This is a genomic window from Paenibacillus sp. MCAF9 (assembly GCF_052114265.1).
GTDB lineage: Bacteria > Bacillota > Bacilli > Paenibacillales > Paenibacillaceae > Pristimantibacillus.
On sequence record NZ_JBFREL010000023.1, the window covers coordinates 18,787 to 45,478 of the forward strand.

Consider the following 26,692-nt stretch of genomic DNA (forward strand, 5'->3'; position numbering starts at 1 on the left):
TGGTATGAATATAATGAAACCGGATTTGAGGGAAGCGCTCCAGCAGCGTATCTTAACCGGGGACGGCGCGATGGGAACCTATCTATATCAGATGGGGTTCCCTGTCGGCGTTTCTTATGAGGAAATCAATACGAACCGTCCCGATGTAATCGAGAATATTCACCGTCGCTACTATGAAGCCGGCGCACGCGTAATTGAGACAAACACGTTCTCAGCCAATCTTGAGAAGCTCTCGAAATATGGCTTAGAAGACGAAATGGATGCAATTAACCGTGCTGGTGTACGTGCAGCTCGTGCAGCGATTGGCAATGATGCTTATGTTGTAGGCGCGGTTGGCTCCATTCGAGACGGCAAGCTGAAAAATTTACGAACAGCTAAAGTAATTGAAGCCTATCAGCGGCAAATGCATGCGCTGCTTGATGAGGGCGTGGATGGTCTTTTGCTGGAAACCTTCTATGATCTTGATGAAATGCTGCTTGCCCTTAAGATTGCTAGAGCAGCGTCAAATGTTCCAGTTATTTGCCAGTTTGCAGTCGAGGATGTTGGCCGCACGCAGGACGGGAATGGCATGAAGGGAGCCTTCGATTTGCTGCAAGAAGAGGGCGCTGATATGGTTGGATTTAATTGCCGCAGCGGCCCGAATGGGATTATGAGAGCGATCGACTCGATAACGGGGCCAGTTGGCTTGCCATTATCGGTATATCCGAACGCAGGTATACCCGACTATATTGATGGCAAATATACGTATCCCGCAGGACCTGAATATTTTGCAGAAACAGCTTTGCGCTTTGCAGATCGCGGCGCGCGCTTGATTGGCGGCTGCTGCGGTACGACTCCTGAGCACATTAAGGCAATTGCCGAGGCGCTAGATGGCTACGTTCCACAACTCGGACAAGCAGCTGTTCATTCGGCTGCAGCAGAGAGAATTGTTGTAAAGCCAGTTGAGAAATCAGCTGATACAGCAGATGCTGCGCCATTGAAACAAACGGTGCAGGAGCCTAACATTGTAGATTTGGTTCAGAAGCGCCACACCGTTATTGTTGAGCTTGACCCGCCGCGTGATTTGGATATTCGCAAATTTATGGCTGGTGCTGCTGCGTTGAAGGAAGCAAAGGCGGATGCGGTTACGATGGCTGACAACTCACTAGCTGTTACGCGAATGAGCAACATTGCACTAGCAGCGCTTGTCCAGGAGAAAGTAGGCATTCGTCCGCTCGTGCATATCGCTTGCCGAGATCGCAACTTGATTGGTACGCAGTCACATATGATGGGTCTTGATGCACTCGATATCGATCATGTGCTCGCTGTAACTGGAGATCCTGCCCGATTTGGCGATTTGCCGGATTCGAGCTCCGTTTATGACCTTACTTCCTTCGAGATGATTCGTATGATTAAGCAGTTGAATGATGGAACAGCCTTCTCAGGCAAGCCGCTTAAGCAAAAAGCGAAGTTTGTTGTAGGCGCCGCATTTAATCCTAATGTGAAGCATTTAGACAAAGCGGTCCAACGGCTTGAGCGTAAAATTACTTCGGGTGCAGATTACATTATGACACAGCCTGTCTATGACCCAAGCTTAATTGAGAGAATCGCAGAATCAACGAAGCATTTGTCAGTACCTGTATTTATCGGAATTATGCCGCTGGCCAGCGGACGGAATGCCGAATATTTGCATAACGAGGTGCCTGGTATCCAGCTATCTGATGAGGTTCGCCAGCGCATGGCGGGTCTTGAAGGGGAAGCGGGCCGAGCGGAAGGCGTGCAAATTGCAAAGGAGCTGCTCGACGTTGCTTTGCCGCATTTTAATGGCATATATTTAATCACACCGTTTATGTTCTATGATATGGGTGTTCAGCTTACCAAATACGTTTGGGAGAAGACTGAGCGTACACAACTAAATCGATAAAATAGATGCGAAAACAGCCTTTTTTTGCTTGTTTTCGCATTTTCGCTTGTTCGTTCGTGAAAAATCAATTAAAATGAATCATGGATACAGATGCCGCACATGTTCAGCGTGGTAAGGACAGGCTGCCTAAAATCGTTTATAATGGCTTATAAAGCCTGTAACGGAAGTATGTCCGACACTTTTTTCGTCAACAATAGTGCAGTAGTTCTGTCGGTATTTGGCAAGAACGCGAACTTGTCGTATTCACATTTATAAAATATAAAAGGTATTTGAACATTTGTAGACAGATGCACAAGGGAAGACCGTAGGCGGAGGAGGAACGAGGCTTGGCTATTAAACTTATTAATATCGGATTTGGTAATATTGTATCTGCAAATCGCATTATATCAATCGTAAGCCCTGAATCGGCTCCGATTAAAAGGATCATTCAAGAAGCGCGTGACCGACATATGCTTATCGATGCTACATATGGTCGTCGCACACGGGCTGTAATTATTACGGATAGTGATCATGTGATTTTATCGGCGGTTCAGCCAGAAACAGTTGCGCACCGATTATCCACTAAGGACGACGATAACGACGAATAGTACGGGGAGTAATATGGATAAGGGATTGTTAATTGTATTGTCCGGCCCTTCAGGGGTTGGCAAAGGAACGGTTTGTTCGGTTCTTCGCAACAAGGTTCCTGAGCTGGTTTATTCTGTGTCGGCGACGACCAGGCTACCGCGTCAGGGTGAAGTGGATGGCGTGAATTATTTTTTCAAAAGCAGAGAGCAGTTCCAAGATATGATTGCGCGTGACGCACTTTTGGAGCATGCTGAATATGTTGGTAATTACTACGGTACACCGCGTGATTTCGTTGAACGCACCTTAGAAAGCGGCAAGGATGTTATTTTGGAGATCGAGGTACAGGGAGCGCTTAAGGTGAAACAAAAGTTTCCCGAAGGTATTTTTGTATTTCTGTTGCCACCATCTTTGGATGAGCTGAAGCAGCGAATTACCGGACGTGGTACTGAAACATTGGATACGATCAATAATCGCATGTCTGTGGCCGTTGAAGAAATGAATTTGCTCGGTCACTACGACTATGCGGTATTGAATGATGAGATAGATGCTGCATGCGATCGTATTCGCAGCATCATGATTGCAGAGCATTGCCGCAGAGAAAGATATTTACCTTACGTTTCGGGAATGGTTGCCGCAATTGAGAAAGCATGAGTGAGGAGAATGAACGATGTTATATCCGTCCATTGATGAAATGGTGAAAAAAGTTGACAGTAAATACACGCTTGTCGTAGCAGCTTCAAGACGCGCACGCATGCTTCGCAACGGAGACAAGTCGGAGCTTAAAAACCCGCGCTCCCGCAAGTATGTTGGTGTGGCGCTAGAAGAAATTTACGGTGACATTCTCCAAGTGGAAAACCTAGCAACAAAAGAGGATTAAGATCTGTTTTATTATAGTAAACAGAACAGCGGAGTGTATACTGGAGACAGTATTACACTCCTTTTTCTTTTTTAATGCTCACAATTTTTGAAAGGAGCAATCCTGTGGATCCCATTCTTTTTACGATTATAATTATGGTTGTTTTCTTGTTTCTATTGTCATTTATTATCCGAGATTCAATAAACTCGTCTAAATTGACCAAGCAAGTGGAAATGCTTAATACAGAGATCCAAATGCTGAGGAAAGAAATCAAAGAGAACAAACATATTGTTGATAAGCGAGTTTGAGCAGGCCATATCGTTTCAAAGAGAGGCTGTGAGTGCGAGAATGATGGCAGATGAACAGGAACTCCGCGAAATAAAAGAGACATTAGACAAGCTCGATCAACAGGTCAAGCGGCTCGTTGCTAAGCCAAGACGCAAACGCTCAGGATGGATGAACTATGTTATTGGCTTTCTTATTGTGCTTGTAGGGATTGGCATGTCAGTTGGAATCTTYGAATTTCTGAAAATGRTGAATAACCAATAATAGTCGATAAGGACGTACATCAAAATGAATATAAGCCTGCAATCTTTTCCAACATTATCTAAAGGTATAGTATGGGGTTTGGTTGAAAACTGTTTCTCTCTTGATTACGAAGTGGCAGAAAAATCTGTTAGCAATATTAGCATCATACCTACGGTTGGCGACCAATATGTAGTAATGAAGCTAGATGACGGAAGATGGGAACTTGCCGGAGGGACTTTAGAGCCTAACGAGCACCATATGGACGCCCTTGTTCGTGAAGTGAAAGAAGAACTTGGTGCAGAATTGGTTTCTTATACGTTGTTTGGCTGCTTTCAATGCCGCTCGTTTGCTGCTGAGCCATATAGGCCGCATATTCCGCATCCGCATTTTGTGCGGCTAGTCGGCTATGGCGAGGTTAATCTGGTGGAGGCACCGCTTAATCCGCCAGACGGCGAGCAAGTCATTGCCGTTGATGTCGTGGATATTGATGAGGCAGTAGGTAGGTTCGAGCAAATAGGCAGATATGATATTGCCGAGCTGTACAAGCTTGCTCATCAGTTAAGAAAAGCAGCGCTTAATCAAGGGAAATAAAACATAAATTACAGCTTGAAATGTGAATGGATTACTTAGAATTTTCTGCCGCATATGATATGATAGAAGCAGTGTTTGCAGGTGCAGGACGAATGAACAGGAGGGAACGGAATGGACAAATTACGTTATCCAATTGGCAGGTACTCGTTCGAGGGAATGACGGTTAAGCAGCGTGAACAATGGATTGTAGAGATTGAGAAGCTCCCAGGACAGCTAAGAGCAGCTTTGGCAGATTTGGATGAAGACATGTTGAATACGTCTTATCGAAGCGGCGGATGGAGCTTGCGCCAGGTCGTTCATCATTTGGCAGATGCATCGATGAATAGTTTCACACGATTCAAGCTAGCCCTGACGGAGTTCAATCCGACGATTAAGCCCTTTAACGGGGAACGCTGGGCAGAAACCGCTGACAGCCTGCAAGCATCGACAGATATCAGCTTAGCGATTGTAGAGGGTATTTATGCACGCTGGGTATTGCTGCTTCGTTCAATGAATGCTTCAGATTTCGAAAAAATGTTCTATCATCCAGAGAAGGGCAGTCAAATTGGATTAGCTTATTTTCTTGGATTTGTAGCTTGGCATGGCAAACATCATGTTGCCCAAATTACAAGCTTAAGGGAACGCAAGGATTGGTAGCACAATTCGYAATTATCATTGACAAATAAAGTTACACATTTCAAATAATATAACATGATAAGCTAGATACTTATTATGCGGCTTATCATTTTATCGCGTAACGAGCTTATCTGCCATTGGGCGGCTTCTGCCGTTTGCATTTGAAACATAAAATTTGATGTTAACATATTGTGAAAGCAGTTTATATTTCATCATGAAACGGGCTATTGCCGCCAAAGGATGAGTTTTGCTGTTTACGCTTGACGGGAGATACACCATGCTAAAAGGAAAAACAATTATACTCGGCATCACAGGCGGAATTGCAGCCTATAAAGGCGCAGCGCTTTGCAGCAAGCTGGTGCAGGCGGGCGTTAATGTGAACGTCATCATGACTGAATCGGCAACAAAATTTATAACGCCGCTCACGTTGCAAACGTTATCTCGCAATCCCGTATATATCGATACGTTTGATGAGAGAGATCCTGCGGTAGTTTCTCATATTCATTTGGCAGATCATGCGGATTTAATCGTCATTGCTCCGGCTACTGCTAATGCAATAGCAAAGCTAGCCGGAGGTCACGCTGATGATATGCTTAGCACAACGCTGCTTGCTGCTACTTGTCCGGTACTCATAGCGCCAGCGATGAATGTACATATGTATGAGCATCCAGCCGTTGTCCATAATTTGGAGCTGCTGGCGTCGCGCGGCGTGATGTTTGTTGAGCCTGGCACCGGGCAGCTCGCATGCGGCTATGTTGCCAAAGGACGCCTTGCTGAACCGGAAGATATCGTAGCTGCAATCGACTCGTGGTTTAGCAAAAACGGAAAGCTAAAAGGGAAAAAATTGCTTGTTACCGCGGGTGGAACGATTGAGCGACTGGACCCAGTAAGATATTTGACCAATGACTCGTCAGGCAAGATGGGCTTTGCAATTGCTGAGGCGGGGCTGATGATGGGCGCTGATGTAACTTTAGTTGCGGGCCGTACCTCAGCAGAGCCTCCTGCAGGTGTGAAGGTCATTCATGTGGAGTCCGCGCAGCAAATGCTTGAAGCTGTTACGAGCATCTATGACGATATGGATATTGTCGTGAAATCGGCAGCGGTAGCCGATTATCGAGCGGCACATGTGAGCGATCAGAAGATGAAGAAAAAAGGCGAGAAGCTCGTACTCGAGCTAGAGCGTACAACGGATATTTTGGAGACATTGGGACAGCGCAAGCAGAAGCAGTTTCTTGTTGGTTTTGCGGCAGAAACGGAGCAGATCGAGCATTATGCGATGGACAAGCTGCGCCGCAAGCATTGCGACCTCATCGTTGCTAATGATGTAAGCAAGGACGGAGCAGGCTTTAACGGAGATACCAATATTGTGCAAGTATATGGCGCAGAAGGACTTGTGGAGAAGATGCCGCTATTGTCTAAGCGTGAGGTTGCGAATCGCTTGCTGGAGTTGATTGCAGGGCGGCTAGTGTCTTCTGGAGGGAACGGCTAATGATTGCTAAAGTAATTGTTGATGTGCCGAGCCGCCAGACGGATCGGCCGTTTGACTATGAAGTGCCTGCAGCCTTTGAAGATTGGATTGAGGTCGGCAGCCGCGTTGGCGTTCCTTTTGGCGGCCGCGTCCTGCAAGGATTTGTCACGGAATTATCGGAGACGACAGATGTTGCTATAAATCGATTAAAATCGATTTCAGAGCTGCTCGATCATGTTCCGCCTTTATTGCCGGATCTTATTGAACTTGCGAAATGGATGAGCGATAAATATTGTTGCTCATGGACGACAGCGCTTCAGGCTATGATTCCGGCAGCCTTGAAGGGAAAGGCAGAACGGCTGGTTGGCATTCAAGACGAAGAAGCTGCAATAGTGGATCTGCCGCCAGCTATGCTGGAGTGGCTAGGTGGCAGTGGACAGCTTGTTAAACTTGAAGTGCTGCAGGAGCGTTTTCCTGAGCATGCAAAGGCCGTCAAGGCTGCTCTTCGCGAAGGTGTGCTGGTCGAACAAACTTCAATTCGCGATCGACTTGCTGTACGCAAGGTGCTGACCGTATATGTGCCAGATAATGTGGAGGCTGTACGCGAACAGATGGAAGCCTTGCCTTCTCGTGCGGCTAAGCAGCGTGAAGTTCTTGCCTTTATGCTGGAGCATGGCGGACCACTGGCGCTGCAGCAGCTGCTCACTTTGGCAGGGGGCTCTGCGGCAAGTGTTCGTTCACTCGCAGAGAAAGGACTGCTTGAGCTTAGAGAGGTAGAGCAGCAGCGCGATCCTTACGCGGGTAGAGAATTTGAACGTACGACTCCGCTAGAGCTGACAGAAGGCCAGAAAGATGTTTATGACCGTATCGTTAGAGCTGTTGATGCGGGCGAGCCTCAGACGATGCTGCTGCATGGCGTAACGGGAAGCGGGAAAACGGAAGTTTATTTGCAGTCGATTCAATTTTGCTTGGAGCAGGAGAAGCAGGCCATTGTACTCGTTCCTGAAATTTCGCTGACTCCCCAAATGGTTGAGCGGTTTAAAGGACGGTTTGGCGACGCAGTTGCTGTGCTGCATAGCCGGCTTTCGAATGGCGAGCGATACGATGAGTGGCGAAAAATTCGCAGCCGCCAAGTTCAGGTAGCCATTGGCGCACGTTCCGCTATTTTTGCACCATTTGAACGAATTGGGCTTATTATAATTGATGAAGAACATGAATCCTCCTATAAACAGGAGGAAAGTCCGAAGTATCATGCTCGCGATGTGGCGGTCAGAAGAGCGAAGCAGCATGGAGCGGCAGTCGTTCTCGGTTCGGCAACGCCATCGCTGGAATCCTTTGCAGCGGCTAGCCGGCCGCTGTCTGCCCGTGACGAAGGCCGCGAGCCGGCATTGCTGCCAATGCCTAGCCGTGTAGGCGACAGACCGCTTCCGCCGGTTGCCGTTATCGACATGCGCGAGGAGCTGAAGGAAGGCAACCGCTCGATGTTCAGCCGCTTGCTGCACAGCTCGCTTGCTGATAGGCTCGAGCGCGGAGAGCAATCCGTACTGCTTCTAAATAGACGCGGTTACTCAACATTTGTGATGTGTAGGTCTTGCGGCTATACTGCAGCTTGTCCCCACTGCGATATTTCATTGACCTATCATCAGAAATCACGGGCGCTGCGCTGCCACTATTGCGGGCATGCCGAGCAGGCCCCAACCACATGTCCTTCTTGTCAAAGCGAGCATATTCGTTATTTTGGAACGGGAACGCAGCGGGTTGAGGAAGAGCTCTCAAAGCTGTTCCCGGGCATTCGTGTTATTCGCATGGATGTGGATACAACTACAGAAAAGAATTCGCATGAAAAGCTTCTGAAGCAGTTTGGCGAGCGTAAAGCGGATGTACTGCTCGGTACGCAAATGGTAGCGAAAGGTCTTGATTTTCCTTTTGTTACTCTAGTTGGCGTAATTGCTGCCGATACATCGCTTAATTTGCCTGATTTTCGCGCAGCGGAGCGAACGTTTCAATTGCTTACACAGGTTGCGGGACGTGCAGGCAGGCATCATTTGCCAGGCGAAGTCGTCATTCAAACCTATGCTCCCGAGCATTATGCTGTAGTAACCGCTCAGCAGCATGACTATACTGCTTTTGTGAGTGAAGAGCTGCGTCATCGCAGTGCAATGGGCTATCCGCCTTATTGCAGACTGATTCTCGTTACGATGTCTCATGAGCAGCTGCCGCTGCTATCTTCCATTAGTGAACGGTTTGCTTCTGATCTGCGAGAATTAGCGGAAAATGAAGGCGTCCTTATTTCGCTCAGCAGCGGTTTTGGTCGAGCGCTGGAGGTGCTTGGGCCAGTAGCTTCGCCGATTTCTAGAATGAAAGATCGCTACCGTTTTCAATGTGTGATAAAATATCGTGGGAGTATCGATGCATCGGCCCTTGTTCGCAAGGCACTCGTCCCGTTTACGGATGGACCGCCGCAGCGCCAGGTGCAATTCAGTATTGACGTAGATCCACAAGTTATATTATAAATAGCTATTACTATTTTAATGAACGTAAAGGAAGGGAATACTATGAGTATCCGTATAATTGTAAAAGAGCCAGATCCGGTATTGCGGGAAGTGGCGAAGGAAGTAACGAAATTTAATGCTAACTTGCAAAAGCTGTTAAAAGATATGGCTGAGACGATGTACGATGCAGAGGGAGTAGGTCTTGCAGCTCCTCAAATCGGCATTTCGAAGCGTGTTATTGTAGTAGATGTAGGCGATGAGAATGGTTTGGTCGAGATGGTTAATCCCGTCATCGTAGAGCAAGAAGGAGAGCAGCTTGGTCCTGAGGGCTGCCTTAGCATTCCGAATCTTAATGGCGACGTGCTGCGTGCTGATCGCATTGTGGTAACCGGACAAGACAGCAGCGGACAGACGTTTACCGTTCAAGCATCTGGTTACTTCGCTCGCGCGTTCCAGCATGAAGTTGATCATTTGAACGGCATTTTGTTTACCGATTTGGCGGAGAGCATCTACGACATTTCGGAAAGAGCTAGAAAAGGCGGCGAATAGCTTCATGCGTATCGTATTTATGGGGACGCCAGAATTTGCCGTTCCCTCTTTGAAGCTGCTCCTTGAGCAGCAATATAATGTTGTCGCTGTTGTTACACAGCCTGATCGGCCGAAGGGCCGCAAAAAAACGCTGACGCCGCCGCCTGTAAAGGAAGCGGCGTTGTCGCTTGGACTGCCAGTGCTCCAGCCTGAGCGCATGCGAAGTGCGGAGGCGGTTGCAATGGTTGCTGAGATGCAGCCGGATCTTATCGTAACGGCAGCCTACGGCCAAATATTGCCTAAGGCGCTGCTGGAAATCCCTCGACTTGGATGTATCAACGTGCATGGCTCGCTGCTGCCGAAATATCGCGGCGGCGCACCTATACAGCGGTCGATCATAAATGGCGAGAGTTCAACTGGCGTGACGATTATGTATATGGCAGAAGGACTGGACACCGGCGATATGATTAGCGTCGTGGAGCTTCCAATTACCGATGAGGATACATCGGGCACGATGTTTGAGAAGCTGAGCATCGCAGGTGCTGAGCTGCTCGGCAAGACGCTTCCTGCTATCGTTGCGGGAGAAGTAAAAGCCGAGCCGCAGCAGCATGAGCAAGCAACCTATGCACCGAATTTGACCCGCGATGATGAACGAATTGATTGGACAAGACCTGCGCGTGCCATCTTTAATCAGGTGCGAGGTTTGTCGCCAATGGCCGGCGCCTTTACGTACTTAAACGGAGAAGTGTTCAAAGTGTGGAATTGCGGAGTGCCTTCGGCAGCCACAGCGGCTAATGCTGCTGCTGAGCCAGGGACCGTAGTTGCAGCAGACAGCAGCGGCATTCATGTTCAAACGGGTGAAGGCGTACTAGTGCTGAAAGAAATTCAGCCCGCTGGAAAAAGAACGATGACCGCAGCAGATTGGCTTAAGGGTGCACGATTAGAAGCGGGCACACGATTAGGAGATGGTGGAGCAGCATGACGGAAAGTACACAAAAACCAAGTCCAAATCGCAATAGCAGCAACCGGGCAAAAGGAAAATCCGGAGCGAAAGCAGGTCATAAACGACCTGCTGCCGGCGGGCAGTCTGCTCAAAATGGACAACAGCAGCCGGGGCCGCGCAAGGTGAAATCTCCGCGTGAGCTGGCAATGGATACATTAGTAAAGGTCGCACAAACCGGTGCATACAGCAATTTGCAGCTTAATCGCACATTGCAGGATGCAGGTTTGCAGCGAGCGGACGCCGGGCTTGTTACCGAGCTTGTTTACGGCACGATTCAGCGACAAGTGACGCTTGATTACTGGCTTAGCCGCTTTGTATCCAAAGGGCTGAATAAGCTTGAGCCTTGGGTGCATCAGCTGCTTCGAATGAGTGCTTATCAGCTATTGTACTTAGATCGCATTCCGGCACATGCTGCTGTGAATGAAGCGGTTACGATTGCAAAGAAACGCGGACATTCCGGTATTTCAGGTATGGTTAACGGCGTGCTCCGCAGTATCGATCGCGGACGAGCTGAGCTGCAGCCATCTGAAATTAAACATAAAGATCCAATTATGCAAATTGCGCTGCGGCATTCCTATCCAGAATGGCTAGTAAGCCGCTGGGCTAAGGCATACGGTTATGAGCAGGCAGAAGCTATTTGCGCAGCGGGCAATGAGCATCCGCATACAAGCGTTCGCGCTAATACGCTAAGAGGCAATCGTGAAGAGGCGATCGAGCTTCTAAAAGCAGCTGGATATGAAGCTGAGCCTTCTGTCATTGCTCCTGCAGGTATTACGATTAATCGCGGAGGCAATCTGGCCGATACTGACGGATTCCGCGAGGGAGTATGGTCGGTACAGGATGAAAGCTCCATGCTGGTAGCTGAAGTTGTAGCGCCAAAAGCCGGCATGCAAGTGCTGGATTGCTGCGCGGCACCAGGTGGAAAGAGCGCGCATTTGGCAGAACTGATGGGCGGCAAAGGCAAGGTGTGGGCGAATGATTTGCATGCGCATAAACGTGATTTAATCGTGACGCAAACCGAGCGCTTGAAGCTGCGCAATGTTGAAGCGATTACCGAAGATGCTCTCAAATTAGGCGAGCGCTTCAAACCGCAATCGATGGATGCCGTGCTGCTTGACGCACCATGCTCTGGATTCGGCGTTATTAGACGCAAGCCGGAAATCAAATGGACCAAAACCGCAGGTGATGTATCGGATATCGCTGCCATTCAACAGCGTTTATTGCATTCAGTATGTGATTTAGTGCGCCCTGGCGGTGTGCTTGTTTATAGTACATGTACGATAGAGAAGGAAGAAAATGAGCAGCAAGTAGCTCGGTTTCTGCAGGAGCATCCTGAATTTGAATTGGATCGCAATTGGCCAGAGGCTATTGTCGATCAGCTGATGAAAGCTGGAGCCATCGATGAGCATTTTAATGGTCAAGCTCAGTTGCTTCCGCAGCATTTTGACAGTGACGGATTTTTCATAGCAAGGATGGTAAAGCGTCCATAATCGCTGCTTATGGCTGAACATGGGCGTTTGTGGTAAAATAAATCGATGGCGGTGTTCAGCTTCTATGAGCCGTCCTACTATAAAGGTACAGGTGTGATGAAATGAAACCATGCATATATGACTACACGCTCGAACAGCTTCAACAATGGATGACAGATAATGGTGAGCCGGCATTTCGCGGCGGACAGCTGTTTGATTGGTTATATGTGAAGCGGGTAAAGAGCTTTGAAGATATGTCCAACCTATCGAAAGCCCTTCGCGATAAGCTGGAGGAGAACTTCCAAATTATTACGCTTAATGAGATTACAAAGTTTGAATCAAAGGACGGAACCGTGAAGTTTCTATTCGGACTCCATGATGCCCACGCGATTGAGACTGTTATTATGCGCCATAACTACGGCAACAGTATTTGTGTAACGACACAGGTCGGCTGCCGAATCGGCTGTACGTTTTGTGCTTCGACGCTTGGCGGCTTGAAACGCAACTTGACTGCGGGCGAGATCGTAGCGCAGGTTGTTACAGCTCAGATGATGCTTGATGCTACCGGAGAACGCGTATCTAGCATCGTTATTATGGGTTCTGGGGAGCCGTTCGAGAACTATGATGCAACGATGGCTTTCTTGCGTATTATGATCCACGAGAAAGGCCTTAACATCGGTCAGCGCCACATTACGGTTTCGACTAGCGGCATCGTGCCGAGCATGTACAAGTTTGCCGAGGAGAATACACAAATCAACTTGGCGCTATCGATCCATGCGCCAAATGATGCGCTTCGCTCAAAGCTCATGCCGGTTAACCGTCGTTTTCCTTTTGCTGATGTAATGGCAGCTTGCCATAACTATATTGCGAAGACTGGCCGGAGAATAACATTTGAATACGCCTTGATCGGCGGTGTTAATGATCAAGCTGAGCATGCGCAGGAGCTGGCAGATGTGCTGCAAGGAATGTTGTGCCATGTTAACTTGATTCCTGTAAACCATGTTCCTGAACGCAATTATGTTCGGACTCCGCGCGAGGACATCTTTGAATTCCAGCGTGTACTTGAGAAAAATAAAGTGAGTGTAACGATCCGCAGGGAACAAGGGCATGACATTGCAGCTGCATGCGGCCAATTAAGAGCAAAACATATGGAGTCTCAGGCGAGGTGATGATTGATTGTTAACGGCAAACCGCAGTGATATTGGACGGGTTCGTCATGTCAATGAAGACCAATCATGGGTAAGTCAACTGAATAATGGAGTAACGCTTGCCATCGTAGCTGATGGCATGGGCGGCCATCAGGCTGGAGACGTTGCAAGCCAAAGGGCAGTTGACGCTTTCCGAAGCATGCTGGAGAAAAGCGCCGCTAAAGAGGACTTGTCTCTGCAAGAAGGAAAAATGCTCATAAGACAAGCGATTTCGCAGGCGAATGACGCTGTCTTTGAGCTTGCTTCCCAGAACGAGCAGTATCGGAATATGGGTACTACGATCGTGGCCGCTTTAGTGAAACAGGACAACGCTATTATTGGCCATGTGGGAGACAGTCGCGCTTACAAGATTACCGAGGGCGTCATTACACAATTAACGAATGATCATACACTTGTGAATGAATTGGTCAAGTCTGGCCAGCTTAGCGCAGAGGAGGCTGCTCACCACCCAAGGCGCAACGTACTGACTCGTGCAGTTGGTACGGATTCTCAAGTTGAAATCGATGTTCAAGCGGTAGAATGGTCCGCACAGGACGTGCTGCTGCTGTGCAGCGATGGATTATCAAATATGGTGAGCGATCAGGAAATGCTGCAAACGGTCACGACGGATCAACTTGAGCTGGATGCAAAAGCTGATCATCTCATTTCGCTTGCGCTGCAAGCAGGCGGGGACGACAATATAACTGTCGTACTTCTCCAAGAAGCAGCTGGCACGAATCGAGAGGGGTGACAAGGATGATTGGACAGGATTTAGGCGGACGTTATGAAATATTGACTCGCATAGGCGGCGGCGGGATGGCGCTTGTGTATAAAGCGCATGATGTGCTGCTAAATAGAAAAGTCGCAGTGAAGGTGCTGCGGCAGCAATTTGTGCATGATGAAGAATTTATTCGCCGATTCCGTCGTGAAGCACAGTCAGCAGCTGCGCTATCTCATCCGAATGTCGTCAGCATTTATGATGTAGGACAAGAAGAAGATACGCATTATATCGTTATGGAATATATTGAAGGCCATAATTTGAATGAAATTATACAAGAACGAGCGCCGTTGCAGCCAGATGAAGCGGTGCGCATTGCTATGCAAATTGCAGATGCGCTTGATCACGCGCATCAAAATCACATTATTCATCGTGATATTAAGCCGCATAATATATTAATTGGCAAAAATGGTCGTGTAAAGGTTACGGATTTTGGTATCGCAAGGGCGGTTACTTCATCCACGATTACACAGACAGGCTCGGTTATCGGATCGGTTCACTATTTTTCCCCTGAGCATGCCAAAGGAATCAATACCGGAGAAAAGTCTGACTTATATTCGCTTGGCATCGTGCTCTATCAAATGCTGACAGCTAAGCTGCCGTTTCTTGGCGAGAGCCCAATCAGCGTAGCTTTGAAGCATTTGCAAGAAAATTTCGAGGAGCCGCGAATCGTTAATCCGCATATTCCGCAAAGCGTTGAGAATGTTATTCTCAAAGCGATGCGTAAAAATCCAAGTGAACGTTATAATTCAGCACATGAAATGCTGCTGGATTTGGATACCTGCCTTCGTCCCGATCGGTTGAAGGAACCCAAAATCACATTCGCACATGTTAATGATTTGGAAGAGACGCGAGTGATGCCTGCTATTCGCGGCGATATTCGGCCAGCAGAAACAACACAAGAGATCGCGCGGCCTGTCAGCTCGGCAAATGATGAGCAGCAAAAAGAAGTTGAATTGCAGCCAAAGTCCAAGAGCTGGAAAAAACCGCTTACTGTCGTAGGTGTTACACTGCTCATACTGGCGATTATTATATTTGGCTTCATCAAACTTCTTGGGGTGCTTGATGTTGCAGAAGTAGACGTGCCTACTGTCGTAGGCAAAACCGAAATTGAAGCGCGTCAAATGATTGAGGGCGCGGGGCTTAAGATAGAGGATCCAACCATTCGCGAGCATAACAAGGAAATTCCGAAGGATCAGGTTATAAGTCAATCAAAGATGAATATGCGAGTGAAGGAAGGCTCCCTTATTCAATTAACGGTGAGTGACGGACCTGAGCTAGAGGAAATTGATAATTATGTTGGGAAAGCGCTGCAGACCGCTATTGATGAGCTTATTGCACTTGGGATAACAGAGGATCAAATCGTTATTGAAGATCCTGTTTTCAGTGAGGAAGCTCCAGATACGATCATTCAGCAGTCGCCAAAACCGGGTGAATCCTACAATCCTGAATCGGTTGAATTTAAATTCGTAGTCAGCAAAGGCCGCGAGACCGTTGAGATGCCTAACTTAATTAACAAGCCGCTTGACGTAGCCAAGGATTTGATCAAAGCATACGAGCTTACATTAGACAAAGCTGATATTTTGTATGCTCCGAGTTATTTGCATGAGAAGGATCATGTCATTAGCCAAAGTCCATTCCAACCTAATGAGAAAGTAACCAAAGGGGAAAAAATTACAATCACTGTCAGCTCAGGGCCGCCAGCCGATGCGAAAGAGCATAAGTTTAATATTATGATTTCACCGGCGGAAGCAGGCAAAGCAAGTGAAGTTCGAATTGAATACTCCGATGCACGCGGTGAAAATATTGTATCAGAGAAACGTAAAATTACAGGAATGGAAACCTTCGTAGTTACCGTTCTTGTCTCACCGGATACGGAAGCCAGAGTAACGGTATTCCGAGACAATCAGTTTATTGATATCAAAACAATTACGTACAAAGAAATAGTCAATGGCACGAATTCATCCAATTTGACTATTCCGGGTAATGAAGTGAAGGAAACAGAAGCGCCGACACAAACGGAGGTTACCCAAAACAATGATGAGCCAATTGAAGAAGAGCAGCAGCAAGAGCAGCAACAGCCATAATAGCAAAGAGGGTCATCTCAAAGGCACGATAGTAAAAGCGCTCAGCGGTTATTACTACGTAAGAGCGGAGAATGCGGCGTCGGACTCGGCAACAGTCCAATGCCGCGCTAGAGGCGTCTTTAAGAATAAGGGCTTAACGCCGCTTGTAGGCGATGCAGTGATGTATAGCTTGACGGAGAACGGTGAAGGAACCGTCGAGGAGCTGCTGCCTCGTACATCAGAGCTTATTCGACCGCCAGTTGCGAATATCGATCTTGCGATTCTTGTGTTTTCGGTTACAGAGCCTGCTCTCAATTTGCAATTGCTGGATAAGTTCCTTGTGCATATCGAGCATGCTGGCATACCAGCAGTATTATGCTTAAGCAAGCAGGACTTAGAGAAAGACGGTTTGGAAACGGAGGAGGCGCAAGCTGCGGCTGCCTCCGTTAATCGTATATACAGAGCACTTGGATATGAAGTGTTCGGGACAAGCTCTCGTTTGGGAGAAGGCATTGCTCCATTTCAAGAAAAGCTGAAAGGCCATATGGCTGTATTTGCCGGACAATCAGGCGTAGGCAAGTCATCACTGCTTAATGCGATTGTTCCTGGTCTTAAGCTGGAGACAAATGAAATCAGCAATCGTCTTGGACGAGGCAAGCATACAACGAGGCATGTGGAGCTTATTGAAATTGGAGGCGGCTTAGTCGCTGATACACCAGGTTTCAGCCAGCTGGACTTTCAGGAGCTGGGAATCGAAGATTTAGGTTATTGTTTTGTAGAAATGCGCGAGCTGTCTCCCGATTGTAAATTCCGTGGGTGCACGCATGTAAGCGAACCAGGCTGCGCCGTGCTTGCTGCGGTTGAGAGCGGGAAAATAGAAAAAAGCAGGCATGACCACTACTTGCTGTTTTTGACGGAGATGAGAGAGAAAAAACGGAGGTACTAACAATTATGACGATTATTGCCCCTTCCATATTATCGGCCAACTTTGCAAGGCTAGGAGAGGAAGTTCAAGCTGTCGAAGCGGCAGGAGCAGATTGGATTCACATCGACGTGATGGACGGTCATTTTGTCCCCAATCTAACTTTTGGACCGCCGGTCATTTCAGCTATCAGGCCTGTGACGAAGCTTCCTTTTGATGTGCATCTGATGATTGAACGTCCGGAACTTTCAATTGAGGATTATATTGCAGCAGGCGCGGACCGCATTACTATTCATGCTGAAGCTTGCGTGCATTTGCATAGAACCGTTCATTACATAAGAGAAAAAGGGCTGCCTGTTGGCGTAGCGATTAATCCGGCAACACCTGTTTCTGTGCTGGAGCCTATTTTGCATGATCTTGATCTTGTGCTTATTATGACGGTTAACCCTGGATTCGGGGGACAGAAGTTCATTCCTTATTCGCTAGTGAAGCTGCGCCAGCTTCGTGCGATGCTGGAGGAGCAAGGACTAGATGATGTTCATGTCCAGGTTGACGGTGGTGTTAATCAAACAACGGCAGCAGTCATTCGTGAAGCTGGCGCTAATGTGCTTGTGGCAGGAAGCGCCGTGTTCTCAGAGGTAGACCGAGCCGCGGCAATCGCGGTATTGCGCTAGGAGGTACTGCGATGAATGAACGGTTGAAAACAACACTCTGGCTGTTGATGTATACATTTCTTGCCGGACTGCTGCTAGCGCTATTCTCGATGATATCGGATTTTTATCGGTATCTCTTCTCGCTGCTCGCATTGTACGTGGGCATTCGGTTTTTCCGGAGATTTGAAAAGCTGGGAATACGAATCGCTTTTTTCGCGCTATCGATCGTATTTTATTTACTAATTGCTGTCGTTGGAGCGGCTATTATATATATAAGAGATAATCCAATGCCAATAACGGGCGCATAATAGGCTTTTCCCTCAGACGCACTATGGAATAGGACAAACTGACGACGCATAGGATGTTTACATGAGCGTAGTAATGTTGTCACGGATAAATTCGATGAGCGTGTCTGAGGAGGGATGAGGCATGAAATTTTATACAATCAAACTGCCTAAATTTTTGGGCGGGTTCGTAAAGGCGATTTTGAATACCTTCCAAAAAAATTAGGTCTAGATGCTGCAGGACACCCTTCGGCCGTGATCGTAGAAAAGCAAAAAAAAAAGCACCTGAGCGCTCAGGTGCTTTTGTCTATGGCCATTGCCATCATTATACGCGTGTAACTTTACCAGCTTTAAGTGCGCGTGTGCTAACATAAACACGTTTCGGTTTACCATCAACCAAAATGCGAACCTTTTGCACGTTTACGCCCCAAGAACGACGAGTTTTGTTGTTTGCGTGGGAAACGTTGTTACCTTTACCAGGTGCTTTACCTGTAAGAAAACATTTGCGGGACATGACTACACCTCCTTTAAATCTTGCTTGAACAAAACGGATTCCATTAATATGGCTTCGTTATGCGTGAGGAAAAATTCATTCGTAAGCGAAATAACATTTAAACACACTTGAATATCGTATCACAAACATTGGTTCTGTTCAACCTAAATATAAGGACAAGGATGTTCTTTATCGCTTTTAAAGCGAGCAACCATGCAGAATAACTGGATTTATTGAACAGACTTCTATAAAGGAGCCGTTTATAGTACAATAATACTTAGTCCATAATACATACAGTAAGGGAGTGTATTTCCATGCCAATGCAGCTAAGCACAGAATTAGGTTCCATACATGTCTCAGACCATTGCATAGCCATTATTGCGGGCTCTGCGGCCATGGATTGTTATGGACTTGTCGGGATGGCTTCACGCAAACAGCTAAAGGACGGAATTGCCGAGTTGCTCGGACGAGACAATTTGACTCGCGGCGTTGAAGTTAGACGAGTAAATGAAGAATTGCATATTGATCTCTACATCATCGTAAGCTATGGAACAAAAATTTCCGAGGTAGCGCATAACATTCAATCCAAGGTAAAATATGTGCTGAACGACGTAATCGGTCTACAAGTGGAAGAAGTCCATATAATTGTGCAGGATGTCAGGGTACTTAAGTAACAGGGAGGGAAATTTCGTTGAGTAAGCGCTTTATAAACGGATCTGATTTTACCGCAATGGCACTGCTCGGCGCGGATTATTTACAGCGAAACGCAGAGCACGTTAATGCATTAAATGTATTCCCAGTGCCGGATGGCGACACGGGAACAAACATGAACTTAACGATGTCCTCAGGCGTTCGCGAGCTGCGCAGCAAGCCGTCAAGCAGCATTGGAAAAACGACAGAAGCCTTATCTAAGGGGCTGCTGATGGGGGCTCGGGGCAATTCCGGCGTTATCTTGTCACAGCTGTTCAGAGGTTTCTCCAGGTCGCTTGCCGGTCTTGAAGAAGCGGGAACGGTGCAAATAGCCGCTGCTTTGCAATACGGTGTTGACCTCGCTTATAAAGCTGTCGTAAAGCCTGTAGAAGGAACGATTCTTACCGTTGCCAAGGAAGCTGCGAAGCATGCCGTTCAGTACGCCCGTAGAACGAGTGACGTGGCTGAGTTGATGCACGAGGTGCATCAGAAGGCATATGAAGCTTTGCAGCGTACGCCTGATTTATTGCCTGTACTAAAGCAGGTTGGCGTAGTCGATTCTGGCGGACAAGGTCTCGTGTTTATTTATGAGGGTTTCGTACGCAGCCTAGCAGAAATCGATGGCCAGCTTGATACTTATTCGATGCCGTCAGAAGCAGCTCCACCTGAAGAAGTGGCTGTTCCTATTATCGTGCCACCAATTCGCAAGCAAGAGCCGATCTCGGCACAAGCACGCTTAGCGACGGAAGCTATTGAATTTTTATACGATATGGAATTTTTTATCAATCGCAAGCTAAGCGGACAAGCGGGAGCGTTTTTTGATGAATCCGCTTACAAACGTGCTCTTGGGAAAGATGGAGACTCTATATTGGTCATAACAGAAGACGATATTATTAAAGTTCATGTACACTCTCGCAAACCGGGAGACGTACTGAACCTATCGCTTCCTTACGGAGAATTAACCGATATTCATATTCTTAATATGCGCGAGCAGCATCGTGATTTGCTTGAGCATGAGGCAGAGGATTCAGCCGTTGTTGACTATTCTGCAGCAGAACTGCTTGCAGGGCAGGCCGTACAGGGAGTTCCGCCTGGTCAAGTATTTGAATGGGCGCCGTTTGGAATTATTGCTGTTGCTCTAGGCGAGGGGATTACGAACATTTTCCTCGAAAATGAAGTGGATACGGTGTTGTCTGGCGGTCAGACGATGAATCCGAGCACAGAAGATTTTGTGAAGGCGATCGAGGCTCTGTCAGCAGAGCATATCTATATATTACCGAATAACGGAAATATTATTTTGGCAGCTGAACAAGCTGCTGAGCTTAGCGAGCGGAATGTTACGATTATCCCAACTCGCACGATACCTCAGGGTTTAGCCGCTGTACTTGCTTTTAAGGAAGACGAGACGGCTGAACGAAATAGCGCATGGATGAAAAACGCTGCTGAGCAGGTTATATCGGGACAAGTAACAAAGGCTGTGCGAGATACGACCATTGAAGGTGTGGATATTCGCGAGGGTGATTACATCGGCATTAAAGAAAAGACGATAGTTGTATCCAAAGCAAGCTTGCTCGAAGCCTGCCAATCGCTCATTGCTAACATGCTCGATGCAGGTGGAGATTTGCTGACGATTTTGTCAGGTGAGGATGCGGAAGCGACAGAAACGGCGTCGTTATGCGAATGGATCGGAGAGCAGTATCCTGATCTGGAGCTTGAATTGCAAAAAGGCGGACAACCGCTGTATCCGTATGTTTTTGCTTTGGAGTAAATGTAATCGTTCTAACAATGGGAGGAAATGGCCATGGGAAAGGTCCGAATAGTAACGGATAGCACATCTGATATTCCGGAAGAGGTCAAGAAGCGCTTGGGGATATCGGTAGTTCCCCTTAAGGTGCTGTTTGGCGAGGAGACGTTTCTAGATGCCGTGACGATTACGTCCGAACAATTCTACGAGAAGCTTGCGCAGTCATCTGTTCTTCCTACAACATCTCAGCCATCACCAAACGAGTTCTCAGAAGTATATGAGCGCTTGATTGCGGAGGACGCTGATTCACCTATTATTTCTATTCATTTGTCGGCCGCGCTCAGCGGTACGTATCAATCGGCTGTCATTGCTCAATCCATGCTCGAGCAAGAAGCGGATATTACGATAATCGATTCTAAATCTGCTTCATACGGTTTCGGACTACGTGTTGTGAGAGCTGCCGAAATGGCACAAGCAGGCGAATCGAAAGAACGGATTATCGAAGAGATTGAGCGTCTTGAGCGCAGTACTAATTTATACTTTCTAGTCGACACGCTGGAATATTTGCAAAAGGGCGGTCGAATTGGCAAAGCATCAGCGCTGATCGGTTCGATTCTTAACATAAAGCCAATCTTATCTTTGGACAAAGATGGTGTTGTGCTAGCTGTAGATAAAGTGCGCGGCTCTAAGAAGGCGATGGCTCGTATTATTGAACTATTGAAACAAACGTATGGCGATGAGCCGGTCGGTATGACTATGGCTTATTCTTTCAGTAAAGACACAGCTGAGGATTTGTGTGAGCTATTGAAAGCCCAGTTCAATGTACAAGAAATGAACTGGACGACGGTAGGTGCTGTTATCGGCACGCATACGGGACCTGGCACATCGGCCGTGTTTATGTACAGGATGTGATCGTAAAATGACACTTGATCAAATTTCTGTTCGGCAAATCAAAGGCGTGAGTGCTCCCAAGGAATTGGAGCTTCACGCCTTTGGCGTGAGAACAGTGGCGGATATACTTGATTATTTTCCATTTCGCTATGAGGATTATCGCATTCGTGAGCTGACGGATGTAAAGGAAGGCGAGAAGGTGACGGTTCTAGGACATGTCCGAGGCATTCCTATGCTGCAGCGATATGGAAAAAGCAAATCAAGATTAACATGCAAGGTTGAGGTTGGGCAGTGGCTCGTGACGGCAGTCTGGTTTAATCGGCATTTTCTGCAGGACCAGCTTGTCATTGGCCGTGAGATTATGCTTACGGGCAAGTGGGAGCAACAGCGCTTGCAAATGACGATATCGGACTCAGAGTTTCCTGGCAGCGGCGGACCGGCCAAATCGGGAACGCTGCAGCCGGTTTATTCGGTAGGCGGAAGCATCACACAGCCTTGGATGCGGAAGACCGTGCGTCAAGCGTTGACGCAATATGGGTCGATGATTGAAGAGATTTTGCCGTTTGAGCTTGTGGAGCAGCATCATTTGATGCCCAGACGCGACGCGGTGCATCGCATTCATTTGCCGGATGATACGAAGGAAGGACTGCAGGCGCGCAAACGATTGGTATACGAGGAGCTGTTTCTGTTTCAGTTGAAGCTCCAAGCTTATCGGGCTCTTAATCGCAAGCGGAATGATGGCATCGCACATCGAATTGAGAGTGAGACGATTCGTCAATTTGCCGCAACCCTTCCGTTTGAGCTGACAGATGCCCAGAAGAAGGTCGTTAATGAAATTTGTGTCGATATGAGAAGGCCGTCCTGTATGAATCGGCTGCTTCAAGGCGACGTTGGCTCCGGCAAAACGGTTGTGGCAGCTATTGCACTGTATGTTGCGGTGAAATCAGGTCATCAAGGGGCTTTGATGGTGCCAACAGAAATACTGGCTGATCAGCACATGCGCTCGCTTACAAAAATGTTCGCAGAGCTCGGAATTGAGGTTGCTCTTCTAACAGGAAGTGTAACAGAGCGCAAACGCAGGGATGTGCTTGCGGGGCTTCAAATGGGCATGATTGATATCGTCGTTGGAACGCATGCTCTAATTCAGGACGATGTTTTTTTTCGGAGCCTTGGGCTCGTCGTTGTGGATGAACAGCATCGTTTCGGTGTCAATCAGCGGAGCGTGCTGCGGCGCAAAGGGATGAACCCCGATGTGCTTACGATGACAGCAACGCCGATTCCGAGAACGATGGCGATTACCGCATTCGGCGATATGGACGTGTCGACGATTCGCGAGCGGCCGCATGGGCGCAAGCCGATTAAGACGTATTGGGTGAAGCACAGCATGATGGAGCGTGTGCTCGCTTTTATAAGGAAAGAAGTAAACAAGGGGCGTCAAGCTTACATCATCTGCCCGCTGATCGAGGAGTCGGAGAAGCTCGATGTACAAAATGCGATTGATCTGTATGTGCAAACGCAGCAGTCGTTTCCTGATTTGCGGGTGGGCCTGCTGCATGGACGCCTTTCAGCTGCGGAGAAAGAAAGCGTGATGGGTGCTTTTGGCGCAAATGAAACGCATGTGATTGTGGCGACGACGGTCGTTGAGGTGGGCGTCGACGTTCCTAATGCGACACTTATGATCATTATGGATTCGGAGAGATTCGGATTATCCCAGCTGCATCAGCTGCGAGGACGTGTAGGGCGGGGAGAGCATCAATCGCATTGTATATTAGTAGCCGATCCGAAATCAGAAACGGGACGCGAGCGAATGAAGGTCATGACGGACACGGATGACGGATTTGAAGTGTCTAAGCGGGATCTTGAGATTCGTGGTCCGGGCGATTTTTTTGGCACGAAGCAAAGCGGCTTGCCAGAGTTTCGTTTGGCTGACATGGTCGCTGACTATGAGCTGCTGGAGCTTGCTAGGGATGATGCCGCTGAATTAACAGGACGAGATGATTTTTGGACGAATGAGTCGTTCGTTAGATTGCGCAGCTTGCTGGAGCAGGATCAATTTTTTCAAGGAGAACAGCTAGACTAGGCAATATTCACCTCCTTTCGGCATATAGTTTAACGATGTGACTGGATTGCCTGATGGAGGTGTCAACGAAGTGAGTTACCAAAACTATGGGATTAAGCCTCAGCTGGTCGAGCGTGTTAAATACAAAATGAAAAACCCTGCTGTGAAGGAACGGATTAAGGACCTGCTAGGAAATGTGACCAAATACGATTTGCAAGACCGGCCAAAGGTTAGACGGCTTGTGAAAGCGGCGTCCGTTATTTTGCAGGAGCAGCTTACGGATACACAGGAAGACCAGATTGTTGCTTTCATTATGGCGCAAAAGATTGACCCGAACAACACGTTTCATTTGCTGAAACTGTGGGGGATGTTTCGCTGACCGCTTTGGTCAGCGATTTTTTTTTATTTGGCAACGAGAATATCGTTCCGCTTGGTTTGCTGCTACCATAGCTCGAGCTGCTCGTCCACTTCAATGCGCTCGATTAAAGAAGAGTCGTCGTTACGGACGCTTCCGACTGCAAGGGAGACAGGGTAAGCTTCAAGCTCATGCGATGAGTACGGCTTAAGGAGTGGAGTGATCATCTTAACGTCCGTTACCGCGCGGTTCAGCCACAGCTGCTCTGCCTCGGGCCGCAAAATGACCGGCATGCGATCATGAACCTCGGAAACGAGCTCGTTTGGCGTAGTTGTTAGAATCGTACAGCTATTTATTTTGGTCCCTTCAGGAGAAATCCAGGTCTCGTACAGACCGGCCATGCTGAATAAGGAGCGGTTCTTAAGCACGAAGCGCATCGGCTGTTTGCCTTGTGCTGTCGTTTTCCATTCATAGAAACCATCGGCAGGGATGAGGCAGCGCTTGCGCTGCAGCGGGGCCTGAAAGGCAGGTTTGCTCGCTGCTGTCTCTGATCGAGCATTCAGCATCTGGAAACCAATTTTTGGATCATCCGCCCATGGCGGCACAAGTCCCCACTTCAGCTCGCCTAGCCGATTATTTTGGCCATCATTTATAATGGTCAGCACCTGCTGGCTCGGAGCTATATTATATTTCGGACGGTGAAAAGGTACCATCGTTTCTTCGATCATATACCTAACCATCAGCTCTTCCAACGTAACCGTGAGTGTATACCTTCCGCACATGGCTGTCATCTCCTTTCTAATGCTTTTATTATACATCGTGAGCGCTCGAATCGCATATGTTGCATACACAGTATGACGAACTGCTCTGTGGCTGATACTGGATACTATAGGGTTTAGCAATGTATAGTCAACGACGCGATAGGAGGAGCACTGACAATGGACAAAAAGCATGAGGGACGGTCTTATCGCCGGACATTCGGTTACTGGCTAGGGCAGCTGCTCGCGCTCCCCAGCGCTGCGTTTGACTATGCAGTCGGCAAGTGGGGGGCAATGAGCGCATCGGATGCGATGATTGCGGAAGCAACACCGCTGCAGCTTTCAGCTTCTTCCGTTGCAAAATTGAAGTATGCATGGTCGAAGCATTTTGAATCTGCTGATGCTTCAGCGGTGCCAAGCTGGAATGAAGAGGAGCTTGCGCTAATCGAACGAATTCGCGCTGAGACTGCTGCTGCCAATCGGAATAATGTGACGAGAACGGAAGCCTATCGTATTTTGTATTTCCGCACTCCGGAGCTGCACTGGGCGCTGCTTGCGCATATGGTGTCCCGTAATGGCGGCTGGAATATGACTGACTTGCAAGGCGAGTGGCTTCCATGGCTGCTGAACTCGGAACAGCGGTTGGCCGTGTTTCGTTTTTTGGAGCAGGCGAATGCATTGATATTTCAAGATGCTTATCCGCAGCTGCTCTTGTATGAACGGAGCAGGCGCGAGGGGAGGAGCTTGTTCCATCTGCTGCCTGCTTTTGGCGTATCCTCGTTTATGGCGCCGGTCTGGAAGCAGTACTGGCGAGATCGCGACGCGGTGCCGCTAACGATCGCATTAATCGTTAATGAGCAGCATTATATCGAGCAGCGTGTTGTACAGCTTCCCTTTTTTCGAGAGAAGGTGCTGCATACGTTATTTTTTGGTCTGCAATCGCTGCTTCAGCTGAACGGGGTTATTTTCCCCTATGGCAATGGCCCGGGAAAAGGGGAAGGAGCGTTTGCGCTGCGGCTCTCTGGTCTTATTTTGGAGCGGTTTGAAAATATAGAAGAGAGAATTGAATTCGGCAAACGTTTATATGCGATGTTATTCGGTGTACCGCGCGTCAATGAAGGAGCTAGATCCTTCGCTGCTGCGGTTAAGCATACAGGCTCGCGTGCCGACTACGCGCCGCATATGTTTACGCGTGTACGTCAGCAGCCTCCACAGCCAATTTATAAGGAGCGTCTGCTGGGTGCACGGTTAAAGCCTGGTGCTGAGCCGCTTTACAGCCCAGAGCTTAGTACAGCGTGGAACGATCAGCCCATAGAAATGCCGGAGCCTGGAGATTGGTTTACGTCCGTTGCCGATATTTCGCCTTATTTTCAAAAGCTGCCAATGCCGCATTCTTTTGAAATTACGAATGAATATGGGCTCATGCTTAACAAGATCGAATTGGCTGTTCTTGCGGTGCAACGTGGCAATAAGTGAAGCCCTGGACTTCGACACTTGTTGGCGGAGCCGGACGAGATTGAGGGAGAAGTGGGAAGCGATACAGCTCAGGTCCTTTACCGTAGCTGTATTGTTTGCCAACAGGCTGCTCTAAACGGTTCAACTCGCCGCTACGATACCATCGCATCCAAGTTTTCACTTGCGTTTCATTTCGTATTTTGAGTTGCTCCATTACCTCCTTGACCGGTATGCCTGCTATTCTCATTTCAATTGCTTTTGCCTTTATTTCCACTGGATAACTTACTCTTGTTGCCAACGTAAAAACACCTCCAAGGTTGTCTCCATATCTTACGAC

The 26,692-nt window shown here is 48.0% G+C and carries 27 protein-coding genes and 1 pseudogene; 25 read left to right on the forward strand and 3 right to left on the reverse strand.

Features of this window, described 5'->3' with window-relative positions:
• Positions 1-13: 13 nt before the first annotated feature.
• The 19 genes from AB4Z45_RS24625 to spoVM all read left to right on the forward strand — a co-directional run bounded on the left by AB4Z45_RS24625 (position 14) and on the right by spoVM (position 18,136).
• Positions 14-1,903, forward strand: coding sequence for a bifunctional homocysteine S-methyltransferase/methylenetetrahydrofolate reductase (locus AB4Z45_RS24625; protein ID WP_441912265.1), 1,890 nt, complete (start codon positions 14-16; stop codon positions 1,901-1,903).
• 326 nt (positions 1,904-2,229) lie between these two features.
• Positions 2,230-2,490 carry an extracellular matrix/biofilm regulator RemA gene (remA, locus tag AB4Z45_RS24630; protein ID WP_005548256.1) on the forward strand — a complete coding sequence of 87 codons (261 nt, stop codon included), beginning with the start codon at positions 2,230-2,232 and terminating at the stop codon, positions 2,488-2,490.
• Positions 2,491-2,503: 13 nt separating this feature from the next.
• On the forward strand, positions 2,504-3,121 hold the full coding sequence (gmk, locus tag AB4Z45_RS24635) for a guanylate kinase (protein ID WP_441886903.1): 618 nt from the start codon (positions 2,504-2,506) through the stop codon (positions 3,119-3,121).
• 16 nt (positions 3,122-3,137) lie between these two features.
• Entirely contained in the window at positions 3,138-3,347 is a 210-nt protein-coding gene (rpoZ, locus tag AB4Z45_RS24640) for a DNA-directed RNA polymerase subunit omega (RefSeq protein WP_053375625.1), read from the forward strand.
• Positions 3,348-3,614: 267 nt separating this feature from the next.
• The gene (locus tag AB4Z45_RS24645) at positions 3,615-3,875 is read left to right on the forward strand and encodes a hypothetical protein (RefSeq protein ID WP_441912266.1); all 261 of its coding nucleotides are present in this window, start codon (positions 3,615-3,617) and stop codon (positions 3,873-3,875) included.
• A gap of 24 nt (positions 3,876-3,899) precedes the next feature.
• Positions 3,900-4,445 carry an NUDIX hydrolase gene (locus tag AB4Z45_RS24650; protein WP_441912267.1) on the forward strand — a complete coding sequence of 182 codons (546 nt, stop codon included), beginning with the start codon at positions 3,900-3,902 and terminating at the stop codon, positions 4,443-4,445.
• A 111-nt stretch (positions 4,446-4,556) separates the two neighbouring features.
• Positions 4,557-5,081 carry a YfiT family bacillithiol transferase gene (locus tag AB4Z45_RS24655; RefSeq protein ID WP_441912269.1) on the forward strand — a complete coding sequence of 175 codons (525 nt, stop codon included), beginning with the start codon at positions 4,557-4,559 and terminating at the stop codon, positions 5,079-5,081.
• Between the two features lie 256 nt (positions 5,082-5,337).
• Positions 5,338-6,549, forward strand: coding sequence for a bifunctional phosphopantothenoylcysteine decarboxylase/phosphopantothenate--cysteine ligase CoaBC (gene coaBC, locus AB4Z45_RS24660; RefSeq protein ID WP_441912271.1), 1,212 nt, complete (start codon positions 5,338-5,340; stop codon positions 6,547-6,549).
• Positions 6,549-9,041, forward strand: coding sequence for a primosomal protein N' (gene priA, locus AB4Z45_RS24665; RefSeq protein WP_441912272.1), 2,493 nt, complete (start codon positions 6,549-6,551; stop codon positions 9,039-9,041). The genes coaBC and priA overlap by 1 nt, the downstream gene beginning before the upstream one ends.
• 42 nt (positions 9,042-9,083) lie before the next feature.
• Complete coding sequence (def, locus tag AB4Z45_RS24670) at positions 9,084-9,569, forward strand: peptide deformylase (RefSeq protein WP_218639590.1); 486 nt, start codon at positions 9,084-9,086, stop codon at positions 9,567-9,569.
• Positions 9,570-9,573: 4 nt separating this feature from the next.
• Complete coding sequence (fmt, locus tag AB4Z45_RS24675) at positions 9,574-10,530, forward strand: methionyl-tRNA formyltransferase (protein WP_339208835.1); 957 nt, start codon at positions 9,574-9,576, stop codon at positions 10,528-10,530.
• Positions 10,527-12,041: a 16S rRNA (cytosine(967)-C(5))-methyltransferase RsmB gene (gene rsmB, locus AB4Z45_RS24680; protein WP_441912273.1), complete on the forward strand. Its 1,515-nt coding sequence runs from the start codon at positions 10,527-10,529 to the stop codon at positions 12,039-12,041. Before fmt ends, rsmB begins: the two co-directional genes overlap by 4 nt.
• A 101-nt stretch (positions 12,042-12,142) precedes the next feature.
• A complete protein-coding gene (rlmN, locus tag AB4Z45_RS24685; RefSeq protein WP_076268270.1) occupies positions 12,143-13,189 on the forward strand; it encodes a 23S rRNA (adenine(2503)-C(2))-methyltransferase RlmN in 1,047 nt (348 codons plus the stop codon).
• A 7-nt stretch (positions 13,190-13,196) separates the two neighbouring features.
• Positions 13,197-13,958 carry a Stp1/IreP family PP2C-type Ser/Thr phosphatase gene (locus tag AB4Z45_RS24690; RefSeq protein WP_076268271.1) on the forward strand — a complete coding sequence of 254 codons (762 nt, stop codon included), beginning with the start codon at positions 13,197-13,199 and terminating at the stop codon, positions 13,956-13,958.
• Positions 13,959-13,963: 5 nt separating this feature from the next.
• On the forward strand, positions 13,964-16,072 hold the full coding sequence (pknB, locus tag AB4Z45_RS24695) for a Stk1 family PASTA domain-containing Ser/Thr kinase (RefSeq protein WP_441912274.1): 2,109 nt from the start codon (positions 13,964-13,966) through the stop codon (positions 16,070-16,072).
• Positions 16,023-16,997, forward strand: coding sequence for a ribosome small subunit-dependent GTPase A (rsgA, locus tag AB4Z45_RS24700; RefSeq protein WP_256710896.1), 975 nt, complete (start codon positions 16,023-16,025; stop codon positions 16,995-16,997). Before pknB ends, rsgA begins: the two co-directional genes overlap by 50 nt.
• A gap of 5 nt (positions 16,998-17,002) precedes the next feature.
• The gene (gene rpe, locus AB4Z45_RS24705) at positions 17,003-17,647 is read left to right on the forward strand and encodes a ribulose-phosphate 3-epimerase (RefSeq protein WP_430055067.1); all 645 of its coding nucleotides are present in this window, start codon (positions 17,003-17,005) and stop codon (positions 17,645-17,647) included.
• A gap of 11 nt (positions 17,648-17,658) precedes the next feature.
• The gene (locus AB4Z45_RS24710; protein ID WP_441912277.1) at positions 17,659-17,934 is read left to right on the forward strand and encodes a hypothetical protein; all 276 of its coding nucleotides are present in this window, start codon (positions 17,659-17,661) and stop codon (positions 17,932-17,934) included.
• Positions 17,935-18,055: 121 nt separating this feature from the next.
• Positions 18,056-18,136, forward strand: coding sequence for a stage V sporulation protein SpoVM (gene spoVM / locus AB4Z45_RS24715; protein WP_010345573.1), 81 nt, complete (start codon positions 18,056-18,058; stop codon positions 18,134-18,136).
• 99 nt (positions 18,137-18,235) lie between these two features.
• Here the strand turns inward: spoVM and rpmB are convergent, their stop codons facing one another.
• Positions 18,236-18,424, reverse strand: a complete 189-nt coding sequence (gene rpmB / locus AB4Z45_RS24720; protein ID WP_053375639.1) for a 50S ribosomal protein L28 — start codon at positions 18,422-18,424, stop codon at positions 18,236-18,238.
• A 293-nt stretch (positions 18,425-18,717) separates the two neighbouring features.
• Between rpmB and AB4Z45_RS24725 the strand changes: the two genes are divergently transcribed.
• From AB4Z45_RS24725 to AB4Z45_RS24745, 5 genes are all read left to right on the forward strand, one after another.
• Positions 18,718-19,077, forward strand: coding sequence for an Asp23/Gls24 family envelope stress response protein (locus AB4Z45_RS24725; protein ID WP_076268275.1), 360 nt, complete (start codon positions 18,718-18,720; stop codon positions 19,075-19,077).
• A gap of 56 nt (positions 19,078-19,133) precedes the next feature.
• A complete protein-coding gene (locus tag AB4Z45_RS24730; protein ID WP_441912313.1) occupies positions 19,134-20,861 on the forward strand; it encodes a DAK2 domain-containing protein in 1,728 nt (575 codons plus the stop codon).
• Positions 20,862-20,894: 33 nt separating this feature from the next.
• Positions 20,895-21,749: a DegV family protein gene (locus AB4Z45_RS24735; protein WP_441912278.1), complete on the forward strand. Its 855-nt coding sequence runs from the start codon at positions 20,895-20,897 to the stop codon at positions 21,747-21,749.
• A 7-nt stretch (positions 21,750-21,756) separates the two neighbouring features.
• Entirely contained in the window at positions 21,757-23,808 is a 2,052-nt protein-coding gene (gene recG, locus AB4Z45_RS24740; RefSeq protein WP_441912281.1) for an ATP-dependent DNA helicase RecG, read from the forward strand.
• A gap of 70 nt (positions 23,809-23,878) precedes the next feature.
• On the forward strand, positions 23,879-24,166 hold the full coding sequence (locus AB4Z45_RS24745) for a stage VI sporulation protein F (RefSeq protein WP_441912282.1): 288 nt from the start codon (positions 23,879-23,881) through the stop codon (positions 24,164-24,166).
• 62 nt (positions 24,167-24,228) lie between these two features.
• On the opposite strand, the gene AB4Z45_RS24750 is transcribed toward AB4Z45_RS24745, so the two are convergent.
• On the reverse strand, positions 24,229-24,924 hold the full coding sequence (locus tag AB4Z45_RS24750; protein ID WP_076268280.1) for an SOS response-associated peptidase: 696 nt from the start codon (positions 24,922-24,924) through the stop codon (positions 24,229-24,231).
• 156 nt (positions 24,925-25,080) lie between these two features.
• Between AB4Z45_RS24750 and AB4Z45_RS24755 the strand changes: the two genes are divergently transcribed.
• Positions 25,081-26,376, forward strand: coding sequence for a DUF2515 domain-containing protein (locus AB4Z45_RS24755; protein ID WP_441912283.1), 1,296 nt, complete (start codon positions 25,081-25,083; stop codon positions 26,374-26,376).
• 67 nt (positions 26,377-26,443) lie between these two features.
• Here AB4Z45_RS24755 and AB4Z45_RS24760 read toward each other — a convergent pair.
• Positions 26,444-26,653 (reverse strand): annotated as a pseudogene (locus tag AB4Z45_RS24760) (helix-turn-helix domain-containing protein); the annotation flags it as partial.
• Between the last annotated feature and the right edge of the window lie 39 nt (positions 26,654-26,692).

Excerpts from the sequence above, each read along its gene's own strand:
- rlmN (WP_076268270.1), top strand. The coding sequence starts at position 12,143 with ATGAAACCATGCATATATGACTACACGCTCGAACAGCTTCAACAATGG.
- spoVM (WP_010345573.1), top strand. The coding sequence starts at position 18,056 with ATGAAATTTTATACAATCAAACTGCCTAAATTTTTGGGCGGGTTCGTA.
- rpoZ (WP_053375625.1), top strand. The coding sequence starts at position 3,138 with ATGTTATATCCGTCCATTGATGAAATGGTGAAAAAAGTTGACAGTAAA.
- pknB (WP_441912274.1), top strand. The coding sequence starts at position 13,964 with ATGATTGGACAGGATTTAGGCGGACGTTATGAAATATTGACTCGCATA.
- AB4Z45_RS24655 (WP_441912269.1), top strand. The coding sequence starts at position 4,557 with ATGGACAAATTACGTTATCCAATTGGCAGGTACTCGTTCGAGGGAATG.
- coaBC (WP_441912271.1), top strand. The coding sequence starts at position 5,338 with ATGCTAAAAGGAAAAACAATTATACTCGGCATCACAGGCGGAATTGCA.
- priA (WP_441912272.1), top strand. The coding sequence starts at position 6,549 with ATGATTGCTAAAGTAATTGTTGATGTGCCGAGCCGCCAGACGGATCGG.
- rpe (WP_430055067.1), top strand. The coding sequence starts at position 17,003 with ATGACGATTATTGCCCCTTCCATATTATCGGCCAACTTTGCAAGGCTA.
- gmk (WP_441886903.1), top strand. The coding sequence starts at position 2,504 with ATGGATAAGGGATTGTTAATTGTATTGTCCGGCCCTTCAGGGGTTGGC.
- rpmB (WP_053375639.1), bottom strand. The coding sequence starts at position 18,424 with ATGTCCCGCAAATGTTTTCTTACAGGTAAAGCACCTGGTAAAGGTAAC.
- AB4Z45_RS24725 (WP_076268275.1), top strand. The coding sequence starts at position 18,718 with ATGCCAATGCAGCTAAGCACAGAATTAGGTTCCATACATGTCTCAGAC.
- rsmB (WP_441912273.1), top strand. The coding sequence starts at position 10,527 with ATGACGGAAAGTACACAAAAACCAAGTCCAAATCGCAATAGCAGCAAC.
- def (WP_218639590.1), top strand. The coding sequence starts at position 9,084 with ATGAGTATCCGTATAATTGTAAAAGAGCCAGATCCGGTATTGCGGGAA.
- AB4Z45_RS24735 (WP_441912278.1), top strand. The coding sequence starts at position 20,895 with ATGGGAAAGGTCCGAATAGTAACGGATAGCACATCTGATATTCCGGAA.
- AB4Z45_RS24755 (WP_441912283.1), top strand. The coding sequence starts at position 25,081 with ATGGACAAAAAGCATGAGGGACGGTCTTATCGCCGGACATTCGGTTAC.
- fmt (WP_339208835.1), top strand. The coding sequence starts at position 9,574 with ATGCGTATCGTATTTATGGGGACGCCAGAATTTGCCGTTCCCTCTTTG.
- AB4Z45_RS24650 (WP_441912267.1), top strand. The coding sequence starts at position 3,900 with ATGAATATAAGCCTGCAATCTTTTCCAACATTATCTAAAGGTATAGTA.
- AB4Z45_RS24710 (WP_441912277.1), top strand. The coding sequence starts at position 17,659 with ATGAATGAACGGTTGAAAACAACACTCTGGCTGTTGATGTATACATTT.
- rsgA (WP_256710896.1), top strand. The coding sequence starts at position 16,023 with ATGATGAGCCAATTGAAGAAGAGCAGCAGCAAGAGCAGCAACAGCCAT.
- AB4Z45_RS24625 (WP_441912265.1), top strand. The coding sequence starts at position 14 with ATGAAACCGGATTTGAGGGAAGCGCTCCAGCAGCGTATCTTAACCGGG.
- recG (WP_441912281.1), top strand. The coding sequence starts at position 21,757 with ATGACACTTGATCAAATTTCTGTTCGGCAAATCAAAGGCGTGAGTGCT.
- AB4Z45_RS24750 (WP_076268280.1), bottom strand. The coding sequence starts at position 24,924 with ATGTGCGGAAGGTATACACTCACGGTTACGTTGGAAGAGCTGATGGTT.
- AB4Z45_RS24730 (WP_441912313.1), top strand. The coding sequence starts at position 19,134 with ATGGCACTGCTCGGCGCGGATTATTTACAGCGAAACGCAGAGCACGTT.